The sequence below is a fragment of the Kitasatospora sp. NPDC023120 genome (genome assembly GCF_055560835.1).
Map to the genome: position 1 here is coordinate 21,611 of NZ_JBVHHY010000019.1, position 16,538 is coordinate 38,148.

The following is a 16,538-nucleotide window of genomic DNA, read 5'->3' on the forward strand; positions in this document are numbered from 1 at the left end:
GCGCTCACGCCTCGGACGCGCCCAGCGCCTCGGCGGTGATCCGCTCGAACTGCGCGCCCATCGCGGCGGCGAGTGCCTGCGCGCCCGAGAGGGGGCGGACCATCACCGTGAACTCGTCGATCAGGCCGTCCTCGTCGAAGTGCAGGAAGTCGCAGCCGTGCACCTCGCGGCCGTCGACGGTGGCCTTGAAGACGAACGCGCGGTCGCGGCCGTCGGCGCCGTCGATCTCGCGGACGTAGTGGAAGTCCTCGAAGACCCGTCCGGCACCGCGCAGGATCGCGGCGGTCATGGCCTTGCCCGGGTAGGGCTTGAAGACGACGGGGCTGGTGAAGACGACGTCCTCGGCCAGGAGGGCCTCGATGGCATCGTGGTCGCCGGCCTCGACGGCTGCGCGGAAGGGGTGCACGGCGGGCTCCATAGTCAACAAATTGAATATCTGCTGCGCGCGAGCCTAGTCGCGCGATCCGGGCGATGTCGAGGATGCACCGAACCTCGGCGGTCGCGAGGGCGCCAGGGCGTTCCCGTTCCGGGCACGACCCTGGTCTCCGACGAGAGCCGCTGGGTTACCGGCCTCTCCGTGTTCCTCTCCACTGCCTGGAGCTGCGAGCTGACGAACACCGAACCGGACAAGCACCTCGCCGTGGAATGGAGCCCGGCCGGCGATCTGCCGGTGCCCATGTTCCCGGGTGTCCTCCACCACCCCGGCCCCGCTCCCGTGCGGGGGCCTTCACGAGTTGACGCCACGAGGCACCCTTCGGACCTCTTGACGCCTTGACAGGTACAGGAGTTGAATGCGCCTCAGCTCAACACACGATGGGACGACTCCAGGGCTCGTCCGGCAGGATCCGCCGGACCGGAGCCCCCCGCTCCACTCCGCGGAACCGGCCCCCACCCCACCTCGCGGGCCGGTCCGCGCCCCTTCTGTTGGGAGCCTCAGATGACCCGTGACCCCGCGCGCCGCCGCACCGGCCGACGCGCTCGCCAACTCACCCGACCCGGCCGCCGACTCGCGGTCCTGGCCACCCTCGGCATGCTCGTCGCGCTGATCGGCCAGGCGCCGACCACCGCCACCGCGGTGACGGCGGCGGCCCCGGTGGCCGCCGGGCCGCCGCCGGGGTGGACGACCGTCTTCAGCGACGACTTCTCCGGCCCCGCCGGCTCACGACCGTCCGGGGCGAACTGGACGTACGACACCGGCCCGGGTTCGAACTTCGGGACCGGCGAGATCGAGACCATGACCGACTCGACCGCCAACGTCCACCTCGACGGCAACGGCCACCTGGACATCACCGCCCTCGGCAGCGGCGGCTCCTGGACCTCGGGCCGGATCCGGACACCGAGCGCGGTCGCCGGCGCGCCGGCCGGCGGCAAACTGGAGGTCACGGCCTCGATCATGCAGCCCGCCCCCGCCGGCGGACTGGGGTACTGGCCCGCGTTCTGGATGCTGGGCCCGGGGCAGTGGCCCGAGAACGGCGAGATCGACATCATGGAGGACGTCAACGCCCGCTCGCAGGTGGCCGGTACCGTTCACTGCGGCACCTCCCCCGGCGGCGTGTGCAACGAGGGCAACGGGATCGGCAGCGGCCTGCGCGCCTGCCCGGGCTGCCAGAACGGCTACCACGACTACGCGATGGTCCTGGACCGCACCAACACCGCCGCCGAGTCGATCACCTGGTACCTCGACGGCGCCCCCTACTACACCGTGACGGAGAACCAGGTCGGCACCGCCGTCTGGCAGCAGGCCTTCGACCACCCGCTGTCCATCATCTTCGACCTGGCCATCGGCGGCGGCTTCCCCAACGGCGTCTGCGGGTGCACCACCCCGACGGCCGCCACCACCCCCGGGGCGACGATGAGCGTCGCATCCGTCGCGGCGTACACCACCGCCGGCGGCAGCGGCGGCGGCGGCGGTTCGGCGATCACCGGCTACGGCGGCCTCTGCCTGGACGACCGCGCCGCCTCCACCGCCGACTACAACCCGGTGCAGATCTACACCTGCAACAGCACGCCCGCCCAGCAGTGGACGGTCGTCCGGGCCGGCAGCACCCTGCACGTGCTGGGCAAGTGCCTGGACGTGTACGCGGCCGGCACCGCGAACGGCACAGCGGTGGACATCTACGCCTGCAACAACACCGGCTCCCAGGTCTGGATCCCGCGCTCCGACGGTTCCCTGTACAACCCGCAGTCCGACAAGTGCCTGGACGACCCCGGCTGGTCCACCACTGCGGGCACCCAGGTACAGATCTGGGACTGCACCGGCGGCGCCAACCAGAAGTGGGTGCTGCCCGCCTGAGACGGCGTCGCGGCGGACGGGCGGTCGCCGACGCCGTCGCCTTCGCGGAAGAGCACCTTCCTGCCGCGGTCGCCACGGAGATCGTCGAGGTCCCCAGCGGGCCCCACAACGGGATCAGACGATCAGGACGACCTTTCCCCGGAGGTGACCACCGTCGAGCAGCCGGTGCGCGTCGGCGAGGCATGCCGCTCCGGGCCAATCCTCTACGCACCATGGGGATTGCCGGCGGCGGATCGTCTTGAGTCGCACGTGGAACCTCACGGGCGTGGGTCGGCAGCTCATGACGTCTCCGCCGGTCCAGGCGAGCGCCGTTGCTCCTGGAGGGTCCGGTATCGGCCTCGCTTGTCGGTGTCGTTGAGGTACTCGGCTGCTGCGATCGCCGCGTCGAGCACTCCGCTCACCCACTGCGACGGCACGCCTCGAAGTAGCTGGTCTCCCTCCTCCATCAGCAGCCGGCCCGCGTACTCGTCGGGCGCTACCGGAACGAGCAGGAAGTACTCCTTGACGAACGCGATCCACATGCCCATCCACGGCCAGTCCGGGACTACTGAGAGAGCTTGTTCGGCTGCCTGCAGGGATCGCCGCGCGTCTGTGAAGTTGCCGGCCTGTCGTTCCAGTTTGACCAGCGTCAGCAGTTTGTCGGCCTTGAGGCTCGACTCGGGCGGGCTCTGACAGATCGCGATGGCCTTCTTCTGCACCGCCACCGCCTCGGTGAGGTAACCGAGTTGGGCCAGGTGGAACTGCAGAGTATTGAGTGTGTCGTCGGTTTGAGGCTCTCCGGCTGCCCACTCGGTCATGAACAGGCGGGATGCCTCGCACTCTCCGAGACGCGCGGCGTGGTAGGCCCACGTCTTGAGGTTCTCGTCGGCCGGGTCGGCAGGGAACTGTTCCCGTTGCTGGTCCAGCCACGCTTCGACGGCGGCATCGGTGTGGTGGTCCGCGGCGATATCGCCCAGGATGCGGTCGCGGTCAGGGTGGGCGCCGGCTTCCACTGCTGCGGCGGTGGCCGCGATGCCGCCCGTGAGCAGATGGTAGAGGTGGTAGCCCAGGGCCGTGTCGAAGCTGATGTTCTTGGCGGTCCAGTGCAGCCAGAGATCCTCCACCTGCCGGTGCTCGGCGAGCAGGAATCCGGCCAGCGTCAGGTCAGGGGCCAGTCCCCAGGAGATGGCCTCCTGGTAGAACGTGGTCTGCTGCTGGAGAAGGAAGCGAAGGAGCGGCAGATCCTGGGGGCGCCGGTCGTATTGAAGTGCCCACAGAACTCCGAAGCGGGCGGCCCTGTCGCGGTCGGTCACGTGCCCTTCGTCGGTGTGCTCCGCGAAGAAGGCGAGGTCGGTCCATGTCGCCGGATCCCGCCGCGCTCGGTCGAGATCCCTTCTCGGTATGCGCAGGAGTCGTTCTTGCTCGTCGGCAGTACCCGGGTGGAATCCGGGCCCAGCGGCTGGAGAGGTGCAGCCGGGACCTCCTCCGCCCGGTCGCCGCGGAACTCGGGGTGGCGGGTATCGCCCGCCGCTGGGGCTTCGCCAACTCCAGCCACTTCAGCCGCGCCTTCCGTGCGGCCTACGGCATGACACCGAGGGACTAATACGGGATCGAATCCGCGGCGACGGCCCACGGTGATCACGTTGCGGCCTGGTGAGGGCAGGCGACGAGCAGCCGGCGCGAGGGGACGTACCACCGTTCGGACGGCGGGAGGCCCCCGGTCGCATCCGGCCATCCTCCGTACGGGTGAGTGAGGCTCATCACTGGTTCGCGCCCTCGGTTCGCAGACTGGGTAGGAGTACGTTCCTTCGACCAACGGCCGGGGATACTCCCCCGACCGCGCATCCCCCGGTCAGCAGTGCTTCCGACGAGAGAGACACCCGACATGTCTGCACTTGTCCCGTCCCAGCCCCCGCCCCAGTCCGTCGGCGTGGTCGCCGAGTCGTCCGGCGGGGAGACCCGCGTCGCGGCGACACCGGCGACCGTGCGGCAGTTGCTCGGTCTCGGCTACGACGTCGTCGTCGAGCCGGAGGCCGGTGCCGCCTCCGGCTTCACCGACGCCGCCTACACCGAGGCCGGGGCGCGCATCGGCGACGCCTGGGCGGCGGAGGTGGTCCTGAAGATCAACGCGCCGACGGAGGACGAGATCGCCCGGCTGCGCGAGGGCACCACCCTGGCGGGCCTGATCGCGCCCGCCCAGCACCCCGAGCTGCTCAAGGCGCTCTCCGCCCGCGGCGTCACCGCGCTGGCGCTGGACGCCGTCCCGCGGATCTCCCGGGCGCAGTCGATGGACGTGCTCAGCTCGATGGCCAACATCGCCGGGTACCGGGCGGTGATCGAGGCGGCCCACGTGTTCGGGCGCTTCTTCACCGGCCAGGTCACCGCCGCGGGCAAGGTCCCGCCGGCGAAGGTCCTGGTGGCGGGTGCCGGCGTGGCCGGCCTGGCCGCCATCGGCGCCGCGTCCAGTCTGGGCGCGATCGTCCGGGCGACCGACCCGCGGCCCGAAGTGGCCGACCAGGTCAAGTCGTTGGGAGGTGAGTACCTGGCCGTGGAGGTAGCCCAGGAGGCGAGCACCGACGGCTACGCCAAGGCGACCTCCGCCGAGTACGACCGCGCCGCCGCGGCGCTGTACCACGAGCAGGCGATGGACGTGGACATCATCGTCACGACCGCGCTGATCCCCGGCCACCGGGCCCCGAGGCTGGTGACGGCCGAGGACGTGGCGGCGATGCGGCCCGGCAGCGTCATCGTCGACATGGCCGCCGCTCAGGGCGGGAACGTCGAGGGCACCGTGGCGGGCCGGACGGTGGTCACCGACAACGGCGTCACCATCATCGGCTACACCGACCTGGCAGCCCGACTGCCCGCACAGGCCTCGCAGTTGTTCGGCACCAACCTGGTCAACCTGTTGAAGCTGCTGACACCCGAGCGGGACGGCCGGCTGGCCCTCGACTTCGAGGACGTGATCCAGCGGGCTGTGACGGTCGTCCACGACGGCGAGATCACCTGGCCGCCGCCGCCCGTGGCGGTGTCGGCCGCTCCGGCCGCGCAACCCACCGCGCCGGCCTCCGCGGCCGTGGAACCGGGACGGCCCCGCCTCGGCCCCGCGGCGCGCTTCGGCCTGATCGGCGCGGGGATGCTCGCGGCCTTCCTGCTGACCGCCTTCGCACCGGCCCAACTCGCCCAGAACCTCACCGTGTTCGCACTCGCCGTGGTGATCGGCTACTACGTCATCGGCAAGGTGCACCACGCCCTGCACACCCCGCTGATGTCGGTGACCAACGCGATCTCCGGGATCGTGGTGATCGGGGCCCTGCTGCAGATCGGCCACGAGAGCCGCTTCGTCACCGGGCTGTCCTTCATCGCCGTGCTGTTGACCAGTGTGAACATCTTCGGCGGCTTCGCCGTCACCCGCCGCATGCTGTCGATGTTCTCGACCTCCCCCGAAAGGCGTTGAGCCCGATGACTTCCACGACGGCCTCGCACGCCGCGGACCTGGTCGCCGCGCTGCTGTTCATCCTCAGCCTCGCCGGGCTCTCCCAGCACCGGACCTCGCGGGCCGGCGTCGTCTACGGCATCGCCGGCATGGCCCTCGCGCTGGTCGCCACCGTCGTGGTGGCGGCGCAGAGCATCACCGCCGGCGCGGTCGCGCTGATCGTGGTCGCGATGGCACTCGGCGGTGCGGCCGGGCTGTGGCGGGCGCGGCGGGTCGAGATGACGCAGATGCCCGAACTGATCGCCGTCCTGCACAGCTTCGTCGGTCTCGCCGCCGTCCTGGTCGGCTGGAACAGCTACCTGGAGGTCGAGTCCCACGGGTCCGGCCAGACCCGGATCGCCGGTGAGCTGCTCGGCATCCACCACGCCGAGGTCTTCATCGGCGTCTTCATCGGCGCGGTCACCTTCACCGGCTCCATCGTGGCCTTCCTGAAGCTGTCCGCCCGGATCGCCTCGCGTCCGCTGACGCTGCCCGGGAAGAACGCCCTCAACCTGGGCGCGCTGGCCGCCTTCGTGGGCCTGACGGTCTGGTTCACCGTCAGCCCGGGCCCGGTCCTGATGGTCGCGGTCACCGTGCTGGCACTCGCCCTGGGCTGGCACCTGGTCGCCTCGATCGGCGGCGGCGACATGCCCGTGGTGGTCTCCATGCTGAACAGCTACTCGGGCTGGGCCGCGGCCGCCTCGGGGTTCCTGCTCGACAACAACCTGCTCATCGTCACCGGGGCGCTGGTCGGCTCCTCCGGCGCCTACCTCTCGTACATCATGTGCAAGGCCATGAACCGCTCCTTCCTGTCCGTGATCGCCGGTGGTTTCGGCATCGAGGTCCCGTCCGGTGGGAGCGAGGAGCAGGGCGAGCACCGCGAGGTCCACGCCGAGGAGGTCGCCGGGCTGCTCGACCGGGCCCGGTCGGTGGTGATCACCCCCGGCTACGGCATGGCCGTGGCCCAGGCCCAGCACCCGGTGGCCGAGTTGACACGGCGGCTGCGCGATCGCGGGGTCGAGGTCCGCTTCGGGGTGCACCCCGTCGCCGGGCGCCTGCCCGGGCACATGAACGTGCTGCTGGCCGAGGCGAAGGTGCCCTACGACATCGTCCTGGAGATGGACGAGATCAACGACGACCTCGCCGCGACCTCGGTCGTCCTCGTCATAGGCGCCAACGACACCGTCAACCCGGCCGCGACCGATGACCCGAGCAGCCCGATCGCCGGGATGCCGGTGCTGCGGGTGTGGGAGGCCGAGCAGGTGGTCGTCTTCAAGCGCTCGATGGCCTCCGGCTACGCGGGGGTGCAGAACCCGCTGTTCTTCCGGGACAACACCGCCATGCTCTTCGGCGACGCCAAGCAGAGCGTCGAGGCGATCCTGCGGGCCCTGCCCGGCCGGGACCCCGAAGGCGCGGTCCCGGCCGCCGGGCGCGCGGCGGCGCGGTAGCACCACCGTGCCCGGGGCGGGGCGGGCCGTCGGACCGGTTCAGGGGGCGTCCCCCACCGCCGGTCCGACAGCCCGCCCCGCCCCCGCGTCAGACCTGGCAGCGCTCGAGCGCGAACAGGTGAGGAAAATCTCGGAGCAGCACCTGGGCTCCGGCCCACTCGGCCGTGGGCGCCGCCCGGGCGCACCGAGCCCCCTCCGAGAGCCGTGCGCCCCGTACCCGCGGCATCTCGGGGGCCGGCCCGCTGCGGGTCACGCGTCGATGCCGAGCCCTCGCCCCGTGGATAGACTGACCAGGCGTTCCAGGAACGGACCCGGCGCGGGCGACGGAGCATTCAGTGCGCCCCGTAGTCGCGCGTTCGCCACTCTCCGTGACCGCAGCGGTGGGGGCGAGCCGGTCGCGGATGATCCGGCAGCGGGCCATCGATCGGACGGGAGCCCTGCCATGGCGAACACGTCCAGGTCTCCGGGCGGCTACGACCCCGAGATCGCCCGCCCCGTGTCCGCCCGCGCCTCTTCGCGGTGGTCGGCCCCCCGGGACGACACCGAGCCGACCGCGGCCAACGACCGGCTCGCGCTGAACGGCATGGGCAGCTTCGACTGGGACCTCGACGAGGGCACCTACCACCTCGACGACGTGGGCCTGGACGTGTTCGACCTGCGGGCCGACGAGTTCGACGGAGATCCCGCCTCACTCTCCGCGAGGGTTCTGTCGACGGACAGTGAGCGGCTCGACGAGGCGGTGTCGCGCGCGCTGCGAGAGGGCCACCTGACCTTCGCGTCCTACTTCCGCCTGGTCTGCCGCGACGGGACCCTGCGCTGGGCCCACACGCAGGGGCGCATCCTGCGCGACCCGCAGGCCCGTCCGTACCGCATCGTCGGCATCGTCCGCAACGCCGAGGAGGAGCTGGCCCACGCCGAGGGGATGCGGGCGCTCGCCGCCGACCGGCGCCGCCAGACCGACTCCGTGCGCGCCACCACCGAGGCCCTCGCCCGTGCCATCACCGTTCACGACGTGACCGACGTGCTGACCGACAGCGAAGGGCTGCGACGCTTCGGGGCGGACGGGCTGGCCCTCGGGCTGGTGGACGGGGACGTCATGCGCCTCGTCGCCGCGACCGAGCAGCCGTCGGCGGAGCTCAGGGCCAGGGACGACCTGTCGCTGACCCACCTGGGGGACGGCCTGCCCCTGTCCGAGGCCGTGCTCACCCGGCGCGCGCGGTTCGTCGGCACCAGGGAGGAACTCACCACCCGCTACCCCCGTCTGATGCCCTATGCCGAGGAGATGGGGATCGAGGCGGCGGCCTTCCTGCCGCTGGCCGCCCAGGCCCGGTCCATCGGCGCGCTGGGCCTGTTCTACCGGGACAGGCACCACTTCAGCACCGAGGACCGCAACATCTGCATCGCGCTCAGCAGCGCGGTCGCGCAGTCCCTGCAACGCGCCATGCTGTTCGACCAGGAACGCGAGTTCGCGACCACGCTCCAGACCACCATGCTGCCCCGCCGCATCCCCGAGATCAGCGGCGGCGAGGTGGCCGTGCGCTACCGGGCCGGCCGCAGCGGACGCGAGGTGGGCGGGGACTGGTACGACGTCATCCCCCTGCCGGGTCGGCGGGTGGGGCTGGTGGTCGGCGACGTGGAGGGGCACGACAGCCACGCGGCCGCCATCATGGGCCAGTTGAGGATCGCCCTGCGCGCCTACGCCACCGAAGGGCACACCCCCGCCACGGTCATGGCCCGCGCGTCCAGGTTCCTCGCCGATCTCGACACCGAGCGGTCCGCGACCTGCATCTACGTCGACGCCGACCTGGAGACCGGAACACTGCGCCTGGTACGGGCCGGCCACCTCGAACCACTCGTGCGCCACAGCACCGGCCTCACCGGCTGGGCCGGCGTCCGCGGCGGCCTGCCGCTCGGCGTGGCCACGGTGTTCGGCCAGGACGGCTACCCCGAGACCCGGCTCGACCTCAACCCCGCCGACACCCTGCTCCTGTGCACCGACGGACTGGTCGAGCACCCCGGTCGGGACATCGCGGACGGCATCGAAGCCCTCGCCGCCGCCCTGCGCGACGGTCCTCGGGACACCGAAGCGCTCGCCGACCACCTCTGCGGCGGCGATCCGAGCCGCCTCGGCAGCAGCGACGACGTGGCACTCCTGCTGCTGCACCGCGCAGCCGTACCCGGCGCCCACGCCACCCGGCAGATGACCCAGCACGTCCACCAGGCCGATCCGGAGGGGTTGGCGGAGACCCGGGCCATGCTCCGCCAGGCCCTGGCCGCGTGGGGTGCGACCGACCTCCTGCCGGACGTCGAACTCACCGCGGACGAACTGATCACCAACGCCCTGGTCCACACCGACGGAGGCGCGCTGCTCACCATAGAGCTGCGGGCCGGGACCGCCCCCTGCATCCGCCTGGAGATCCGCGACCGCTCCAGCGTCCTGCCGCGCCGACGGACCCCCGGCGAGACCGCCACCTCCGGCCGCGGCCTGCTGCTGGTGGACGCCCTCGCCGGGAGCTGGGGCGTGGAGCCGCTCGGCAGCGGCAAGAACGTCTGGTGCGAGTTCCCGCTGGCGGGTTGACCGTCCGACGGCAGCTCACCCGGTCGACACCTGTTCTCGGCCCTCCGCGTCCGCGATCCGGTTGCCGACCGTCGGCACGGTGGTGACGACCGGTGGGCCCCCGACCATCGGCCCGTGGCCGGGGCTGGGCGTGCCGGCACTGTGGGCGGCCACCGCACTGCTGCTGGGCGGCGCGGTGCTCCGGCGGCGGGACGCCTGATGAGCCCGGCCCGTCCCGCGGCGCGCTTGCGCGACCGTGGGACGGGCCGGGCCCGAGCGCCGCTACGCGACGCCGTCCTGCCACCACCAGAAGCCCGAGCCGTAGTTGCCGTGCTCGATCCGGCTGTCCACGTGCTGCCACGAGACGGTGTAGGTCTCCAGGCCGGAGAAGCCGCAGGTCTCGGCGATCCGGTAGACCGAGAGCGTGGACAGGCCGGAGACCGCGATGTCGGCGGCGACCCCGTAGGTGTGCATGGAGTTCGACGCACCGCCGATCTGCGCGTTGTACGCGGTGCTGCGGAAACCGGAGTTGACGGTGATCGCGCGGTCGCCCGACTTCTTCCGCAGCGCCTCCAGCTTGTACATGGTGCGGCGCACGTTCTCCCGCACCTCGCCGGAGCCGACGTTGCCGCCGCCGAAGCCCGAGCCGTCGTGGCTGGTGAACTCCGACCAGTCGAAGTGGGCGGTGGAACCGTCCGACTTCTCCAGCGAGTTGAGCACAGCGAAGGTCTGCGGGCCGGCGACGCCGTCGGCGCTCAGCCCGTACGCGGCCTGGAACCGGCGCACCGCGGCGGCGGTGCCGGGCCCGAAGGAGCCGTCCACGCCGACGTAGGTCTGGGAGGCGGAGTCGGCGGCCCAGCCCGCGACGCGGATCTGCAGCTCGACCACGGCGGCACCGGAGGAGCCCTGGCCGAGCGAGCCGGACCACCCGTAGGCCGCCGCGGGCCGGGCGAGGCCGACCTCGGCGACCGCGGCGAGCCCGGCCGCGGCCACGACGCCGGTGCCGTAGCGCAGGAGTGAACGGCGGTCGAGGGGAGAACTGTTCATGTCCTGAATCCTTCGAGGAGTTCGAACGGGTCGGGTCGGTGCATGATCAGCGGTGCCGGCTCAACGGTGCCCGCTCGGCAGTCCACCGTCAACGGTCCTCGGCCACCGGAATCCGGTGCGGCGCGTCGCGGACGGCGGGCCCGTCAGCGCAGCCGGACGGGGGCGAAGCGGACCGGGGTGCCGGGGGTGGCCTGGGCGGCGGCGGGGAGGGCTGTGGCGGGGACCACGCCGATGACGGGATAGCCGCCGGTGGTCGGGTGGTCGGCGAGGAAGACCACCGGGCGGCCGTCGGGCGGCACCTGGACGGCGCCCAGGACCATGCCCTCACTGGGCAGTTCGCCCTCGCGGGCGCGCTCCAGCGGCGGGCCGTCCATCCGGAGGCCGATCCGGTTGCTGGTCGTCGAGACGCGGTAGTCGCAGCGCGCGAGGGCACCGAGGGCCCCGGCGGTGAACCAGTCGTCGCGCGGGCCGAGCACGAGTGGGAGGACCAGCAGGGCGGGAGGGGCGGCCCAGGGCAGCACGTCCGCCCCGGCCGACGGGCCGACGGGGGCGCCGAGCGGCAGGCAGTCCCCGGCTGACAGCGGCGCGGGGCCGAGCCCGGAGAGCAGGTCGGTCGAACGGCTGCCGAGGACCGGGTCGGTGGCGATCCCGCCCGCGAAGGCGAGGTAGCTGCGCACCCCCTGGGTCGCGGGCCCGACGTCCAGCCGCGCCCCGGCGGGGACCCGGACCGGGGCGCCCCAGGCGGCGGGCCGGCCGTCGACCCGTACGGCGCAGGGCGCCCCGGTCACGGCCACCGTCACCGGGCGGTGCACCCGGACTGCGCAGCCCAGCACCGTGGTCTCCAGGGCGGCCGCCCCGGCGGGGTTGCCGACCAGCCGGTTGGCCAGCCGGTGGGCGGGCCGGTCGAGCGCTCCGGAGCGCGGCACGCCAAGGTGGGCGTGGCCCGGACGGCCGAGGTCCTGGACGGTCGTCAGCAGGCCCGTGCTGACGACGGTGACGGTCGCGGCTCTCTCGGGCACGTCCTCTCCTGTCACGGCTCCCCCGTTCACGCTTGCCCGTTCATGCTTGCTCGTTCATGCTTGCCCGTTCATGCTTGCTCGTTCATGCTTCTTCGCTCGCACTTCCTCGTCCACACGTCCTGATCATGCTTCCTCGATAACGAACCGCACCCGCGTCCCCGGAGCGAACAGGGCCGCGGGCTCGCGCGCGGCGTCCCAGAGCGCGGCCCCGGTGCGGCCGATCAGCTGCCAGCCGCCCGGGGACGAGCGCGGGTAGACGCCGGTGTACGGTCCGGCCAGGGCGACCGAGCCGGCCGGCACGGCGCTGCGGGGCACCGCCCGTCGCGGGACGTGGTACCGGTCGGCGAGGCCGGTGAGGTAGCCGAAGCCGGGGGCGAACCCGCTGAAGGCGACGCGGAATTCGGTCGCGGAGTGGATGCGCGCGACGGCGTCCTGCGCGACGCCCCAGAGCTCGGCGACCTCCGCAAGGTCCGCGCCGTCGTAGCGGACCGGAACGGTCACCACCGGGCCGGCCCGCTCGGGGGCGGGCGGCACCCGCCAGGTGGCCATTTCGGCGGCCAGGGCGCCCGGGTCCGCCACCCCGTCGAGCAGCACGGTCCGTTCGGCCGGGACGATCTCGTCCACCGGCGCCAGCCCGGATTCCGTACGCCTGCGCAGGAGTTCGGCGTGGAGGGCGGCGGTCCGGTCGGCGTCGGCGAGTTCGACCAGCAGGGCGTGCGGGCCGACCCGCAGCACTCTCATGCGAAGGCCTCGACGCGCACCCCGGCCGCTCTCCGCGCCGTCCGGACGCGGCGGGCCGCCTCGAACAGTCGCGATCCGGGCAGCCCCAGCACCGGCGGCGCCGGCGTTCCGGGCAGGGCCAGGCGGATGCCGCGGACCACAGCCGCGGCCTGTTCCTCGTCGTGCACGGTGCGGTTGTAGAGCGCGCCGTGCGGTTTGACGTAGCCGACCGCGGCGCCGGCTGCCTGCGCGAACACCTGCAACACCCCTGTCTGGTAGGCGATTTCGTCGGCCAGCTCGTCCGGTGGGACGTCCATCGCCCGCCGCCCGAAGCCGGCCAGGTCCCGGTACGAGACCTGCGCGCCGATCCGCACCCCGCGCTCGGCGGCGAGGGAGCACACCCGCCACATGGTGGACGGGTCTCCGGCGTGGAAGCCGCAGGCCACGTTGGCGCTGGTGACCACCGACAGCAGGGCCGCGTCGTCGGTGAGCGTCCAGCGGCCGAAGCCCTCGCCGAGATCGGCGTTCAGGTCGATCACCGGCTCGGGTGCGTCCGCGGTCACCGCCCGTCCCCCAGGACGTCCTCGACGCCCGGGGCCTGCCCGCGCTCCGTCATGGCGCGGACGATCACCGCGCGCGCGTCGTCCAGGTACCCGGTCAACTCGACCTCGGCGTCGTCGATCGCGCCGGATTCCAGCAGCCCGGCGAGCGTCTGGTTGCGGCGCAGGAACGGCTCGTGCAGCGCGTGCGCGGAGGGGACGGCGGCGAAGGCCAGGCGCAGTTCCGCCATAAGCCGCGCCATGCACTCGTCGATCCGCGCGCTGCCGGCCAGCCCGGCGACGGCCTGGTGGAAGTGCAGGTCCGCGGTGCCGACCGCGGCCCAGTCATCCAGCAGTTCGGCGGCCTCCGCCCGTACGAGCGCGGCCCGCACCGCGGCCAGGCGCTCCGGCGAGGCGCTGCGCAGCGCGCGTACGCCGGCCATCTCCAGGGCCAGGCGCAGGGTGTAGATGTCGGCGACGTCCACCGGTTCGAGGATCCGGACGAACACCCCGCGGTTCAGCTCGTGGACGACCAGGCGCTGGTCGACCAGCTGCCGGAACGCCTCGCGGAGCGTGTTGCGCGACACCGCGAGCGCCTCGCCCAGCGCCTCCTCCGACAGGCGGGTTCCGGGGGCGAGCCGGCCCTCGGTGATGTGCTCGCGCAGCACCTCGGCCACCCGCTGGGCGGCGCTGGCGCGTTCGAGGCGGCCCCGGTCGGCCGCGAGTGCGTCGAAAACCCCGGTCAAGTCCTGCCTCCTGCCGCCCTACGTCCCGTCAGTACGGAACGCTGCCCTGACTCTTGTCGGATTGTTCCACAATCCCCTAACCTCTCGGCAACCCCGCTGCGAGGCCCGGCCCACCCGGTCGGGACCTCCCGCGCCGTGCGGCGTCACAGACGACCGCGCACACGGCGCGGATCCGTCCGAAAGGCGGCCAGGAACATGATCGTTCTTGTCGGCATCCTCATCGTGGTGGCCGGATTCGCCACCCGGCGAAATCCGCTCCTCGTCGTCGGCGTCGCCGGTGTCGCCACCGGACTGCTGGGCGGACTGAGCCCGGTGAAGGTCCTGGAGTCGTTCGGGACGGGCTTCGCCTCCAGCCGCTCGGTGACCCTCTTCGCGGTCACCCTGCCGGTCATCGGCCTCCTGGAGCGCCACGGCCTGCAGGACCAGGCCCGCACCCTGATGAACCGGCTCGCGAAGGTCAGCGCCGGCCGCCTGCTCGCGTGCTACCTGGTGATCCGTCAGCTCGCCGCCGCGCTCGGGGTCACCGCGCTCGGCGGCCAGGCCCAGGCCGTGCGGCCGATGATCGTACCGATGGCGGAGGCCGCCGCCGAGCGCCGCCACGGCACCCTGACCGAGCGGACCCGCGAACGCCTGCGCTCCTTCGCCGCCAGCGCCGACACCGTCGGGCTGTTCTTCGGCGAGGACTGCTTCCTCGCCATCGGCTCGATCCTCCTGATCACCGGTTTCGTCAACGCGACCTACCACACCAGCCTGGAGCCCGTTCAGCTCGCCCTGTGGGCCATCCCGACGGCGGTCTGCGCCACCCTCATCCACGGCGCGCGCCTGCTGCGGCTGGACACCACCCTCGCCCGGGACCTGCCCGCCGGGTCCGGCCGACCCGCTGTCGCCCCCACCGACTCCCGCCCGACCGGCTCCCGCACCACCGGCACCCTCACCACGGAGGACAGCAAGTGATCAAGGTCGAGTGGCTGTACTGGCTCGTCGGTGCCGTCTTCATCGCCATGGCCGTGCAGATGGCGGCCGACCGCAGCAACCCCAAGCGGTTCGGCAGTGCCGCCTTCTGGGGTCTGTTCGGCGCGAGCTTCGTCTACGGCACGTGGGTCGCCGACAAGAGCGCGCCCGCCGCGCCCCTGGGGGCGGCCGTCCTCGCCATGATCTGCCTGGGCGGACTCGGCCTCACCGGGCGCGGCACGCCCAGGACCACCACCCCCGAGCAGCGGGCCGCCTCCGCCGCCCGGCTCGGCAGCCGGCTGTTCATACCCGCGCTCACCCTGCCGCTGGTCGCGCTGACCTGCGCCACCCTCCTCAAGGACGTGCACCTCGGCGGCGGGCTGCTGCTGCAGTCCGGCAGCGAGGCCCTGCTCGGGCTCGGCATCGGCACGCTCGTCGCCCTGGCCGTCGGCCTCGTCCTCACCCGCGAGCGCAACCCCGTCGCCGCTCTGCACGCCGGCCGCACGCTGGTGGAGGCCATGGGCTGGACGCTGCTGCTGCCCCAACTCCTCGCCGTGCTCGGCTCGATCTTCCAGGCCGCCGGTGTCGGCACCCAGGTCGGCAAGATCACCACCCACTTCCTGCCCGACGGCAGCCCGTACGCGGCGGTGGCGCTCTACTGCCTCGGCATGGCCCTGTTCACCGTCGTCATGGGCAACGCCTTCGCCGCCTTCCCCGTCATGACCGCCGCCATCGGCTGGCCCGTCCTGATCACCCAGCTGCACGGCAACCCGGCGGTCGTCCTGGCGGTGGGCATGCTGGCCGGCTTCTGCGGCACCCTCGCCACCCCGATGGCCGCCAACTTCAACCTGGTCCCGGCCACCCTGCTCGAACTCAAGGACCAGTACGGGCCGATCAAGGCCCAACTGCCCACCGCCGGACTTCTGTTGGTGTGCAACATGGCCATCATGTCGCTGTTCGCGTTCTGACCACGCCCCCCGGAACCACCTCACCAGAAAGGCCCTTCCCCCCGTGACCCGGGTCCTGCTCACCGGCTTCGAACCGTTCGACGGTGCCGTCCTCAACCCGTCCTGGGAGGTCGCCCGCCTCGTCGCCGACCAGCCGCCCGAGGGGCTGGAGGTCACCCCCGTCCGACTGAGCTGCGTCTTCGGGCGGGCAGCCGAAGAACTGCGCGCGGCGGTGCGCGGCAGCGACCCGGACGTGGTGGTCTGCCTCGGCCAGGCGACCGGCCGACCCGACATCAGCGTCGAGCGCATCGCCGTCAACATCGACGACGCACGCATCCCGGACAACTCGGGCCGGCAGCCGGTGGACCGGCCCGTCGTCCCCGGCGGCCCGGCCGCCTACTTCGCCACCCTGCCGGTCAAGGCGTGCGTGGCCGCCGTCCGGGAGGCCGGGCTGCCGTCCTCCCTGTCCCACAGCGCCGGGACCTTCGTCTGCAACCACGTCTTCTACGCCCTGATGCACCTGCTCGCCACCGAACGCCCCGCCACCCGCGGCGGCTTCGTCCACCTGCCCGCCCTGCCCGAACAGGTCCTGGACCGGGCCCAGCCCTCCCTCCCCGCCGCCACGACCGCCCACGCCCTCCGCACCCTGCTCACCGTCTCGACCCTCCCCACCGACCTGCACACCCCGGAGGGCACCACCCACTGACGCACCGGGCTGCTCGACGACCGCACGGTTCGGCGATGCGAACCGTCCGCAGCCGAGCAGCGGGGATCATGACAACGCTGCCTCCGTATCGAATCCGTTAGCATGCGCATT

At 72.5% G+C, this 16,538-nt stretch carries 13 protein-coding genes and 2 pseudogenes; 8 read left to right on the forward strand and 7 right to left on the reverse strand.

What is annotated here, in order from left to right; translation table 11 throughout:
- Positions 1-4 precede the first annotated feature (4 nt).
- On the reverse strand, positions 5-406 hold the full coding sequence (locus tag ACZ3TI_RS26355; RefSeq protein ID WP_465730256.1) for a nuclear transport factor 2 family protein: 402 nt from the start codon (positions 404-406) through the stop codon (positions 5-7).
- 531 nt (positions 407-937) lie between these two features.
- Between ACZ3TI_RS26355 and ACZ3TI_RS26360 the strand changes: the two genes are divergently transcribed.
- Complete coding sequence (locus ACZ3TI_RS26360; protein ID WP_465730258.1) at positions 938-2,293, forward strand: ricin-type beta-trefoil lectin domain protein; 1,356 nt, start codon at positions 938-940, stop codon at positions 2,291-2,293.
- Between the two features lie 278 nt (positions 2,294-2,571).
- Here the strand turns inward: ACZ3TI_RS26360 and ACZ3TI_RS26365 are convergent, their stop codons facing one another.
- Positions 2,572-3,585, reverse strand: coding sequence for a hypothetical protein (locus ACZ3TI_RS26365; protein WP_465730260.1), 1,014 nt, complete (start codon positions 3,583-3,585; stop codon positions 2,572-2,574).
- 131 nt (positions 3,586-3,716) lie between these two features.
- Here ACZ3TI_RS26365 and ACZ3TI_RS26370 point away from each other — a divergent pair.
- The 4 genes and pseudogenes from ACZ3TI_RS26370 to ACZ3TI_RS26385 all read left to right on the forward strand — a co-directional run.
- A pseudogene (locus tag ACZ3TI_RS26370) lies at positions 3,717-3,875 on the forward strand (helix-turn-helix domain-containing protein); the annotation flags it as partial.
- Between the two features lie 282 nt (positions 3,876-4,157).
- A complete protein-coding gene (locus ACZ3TI_RS26375) occupies positions 4,158-5,729 on the forward strand; it encodes a Re/Si-specific NAD(P)(+) transhydrogenase subunit alpha (RefSeq protein WP_465730262.1) in 1,572 nt (523 codons plus the stop codon).
- Positions 5,730-5,734: 5 nt separating this feature from the next.
- Positions 5,735-7,195, forward strand: a complete 1,461-nt coding sequence (gene pntB / locus ACZ3TI_RS26380; RefSeq protein WP_465730264.1) for a Re/Si-specific NAD(P)(+) transhydrogenase subunit beta — start codon at positions 5,735-5,737, stop codon at positions 7,193-7,195.
- Positions 7,196-7,637: 442 nt separating this feature from the next.
- Positions 7,638-9,773 carry a SpoIIE family protein phosphatase gene (locus ACZ3TI_RS26385; RefSeq protein WP_465730266.1) on the forward strand — a complete coding sequence of 712 codons (2,136 nt, stop codon included), beginning with the start codon at positions 7,638-7,640 and terminating at the stop codon, positions 9,771-9,773.
- Positions 9,774-10,034: 261 nt separating this feature from the next.
- Here the strand turns inward: ACZ3TI_RS26385 and ACZ3TI_RS26390 are convergent, their stop codons facing one another.
- The 5 genes and pseudogenes from ACZ3TI_RS26390 to ACZ3TI_RS26410 form a co-directional block, all read right to left on the reverse strand.
- Positions 10,035-10,799 (reverse strand): D-Ala-D-Ala carboxypeptidase family metallohydrolase, encoded by a 765-nt coding sequence (locus ACZ3TI_RS26390; protein ID WP_465730268.1) that lies wholly within the window; start codon positions 10,797-10,799, stop codon positions 10,035-10,037.
- Positions 10,800-10,942: 143 nt separating this feature from the next.
- Positions 10,943-11,818 (reverse strand): 5-oxoprolinase subunit C family protein, encoded by an 876-nt coding sequence (locus tag ACZ3TI_RS26395; protein WP_465730270.1) that lies wholly within the window; start codon positions 11,816-11,818, stop codon positions 10,943-10,945.
- Between the two features lie 123 nt (positions 11,819-11,941).
- Positions 11,942-12,559 (reverse strand): 5-oxoprolinase subunit B family protein, encoded by a 618-nt coding sequence (locus tag ACZ3TI_RS26400; protein ID WP_465730272.1) that lies wholly within the window; start codon positions 12,557-12,559, stop codon positions 11,942-11,944.
- Positions 12,560-12,612: 53 nt separating this feature from the next.
- Positions 12,613-13,077 (reverse strand): annotated as a pseudogene (locus ACZ3TI_RS26405) (5-oxoprolinase subunit PxpA); the annotation flags it as partial.
- A 20-nt stretch (positions 13,078-13,097) separates the two neighbouring features.
- On the reverse strand, positions 13,098-13,823 hold the full coding sequence (locus ACZ3TI_RS26410) for a GntR family transcriptional regulator (protein WP_465730274.1): 726 nt from the start codon (positions 13,821-13,823) through the stop codon (positions 13,098-13,100).
- A gap of 195 nt (positions 13,824-14,018) precedes the next feature.
- Here ACZ3TI_RS26410 and ACZ3TI_RS26415 point away from each other — a divergent pair, with 195 nt between their 5' ends.
- From ACZ3TI_RS26415 to pcp, 3 genes are read left to right on the forward strand one after another with little or no spacing between them, the layout of a single operon-like run.
- The gene (locus tag ACZ3TI_RS26415; RefSeq protein ID WP_465730276.1) at positions 14,019-14,777 is read left to right on the forward strand and encodes a DUF969 domain-containing protein; all 759 of its coding nucleotides are present in this window, start codon (positions 14,019-14,021) and stop codon (positions 14,775-14,777) included.
- Positions 14,774-15,742, forward strand: a complete 969-nt coding sequence (locus ACZ3TI_RS26420; RefSeq protein ID WP_465730278.1) for a DUF979 domain-containing protein — start codon at positions 14,774-14,776, stop codon at positions 15,740-15,742. The genes ACZ3TI_RS26415 and ACZ3TI_RS26420 overlap by 4 nt, the downstream gene beginning before the upstream one ends.
- Before the next feature lie 43 nt (positions 15,743-15,785).
- Positions 15,786-16,427: a pyroglutamyl-peptidase I gene (pcp, locus tag ACZ3TI_RS26425; RefSeq protein ID WP_465730280.1), complete on the forward strand. Its 642-nt coding sequence runs from the start codon at positions 15,786-15,788 to the stop codon at positions 16,425-16,427.
- The last annotated feature ends 111 nt before the right edge of the window (positions 16,428-16,538 follow it).

Coding starts and splice junctions, on each gene's coding strand:
- ACZ3TI_RS26360 (WP_465730258.1), top strand. CDS start 938: ATGACCCGTGACCCCGCGCGCCGCCGCACCGGCCGACGCGCTCGCCAA.
- ACZ3TI_RS26375 (WP_465730262.1), top strand. CDS start 4,158: ATGTCTGCACTTGTCCCGTCCCAGCCCCCGCCCCAGTCCGTCGGCGTG.
- pntB (WP_465730264.1), top strand. CDS start 5,735: ATGACTTCCACGACGGCCTCGCACGCCGCGGACCTGGTCGCCGCGCTG.
- ACZ3TI_RS26385 (WP_465730266.1), top strand. CDS start 7,638: ATGGCGAACACGTCCAGGTCTCCGGGCGGCTACGACCCCGAGATCGCC.
- ACZ3TI_RS26390 (WP_465730268.1), bottom strand. CDS start 10,799: ATGAACAGTTCTCCCCTCGACCGCCGTTCACTCCTGCGCTACGGCACC.
- ACZ3TI_RS26400 (WP_465730272.1), bottom strand. CDS start 12,559: ATGAGAGTGCTGCGGGTCGGCCCGCACGCCCTGCTGGTCGAACTCGCC.
- ACZ3TI_RS26415 (WP_465730276.1), top strand. CDS start 14,019: ATGATCGTTCTTGTCGGCATCCTCATCGTGGTGGCCGGATTCGCCACC.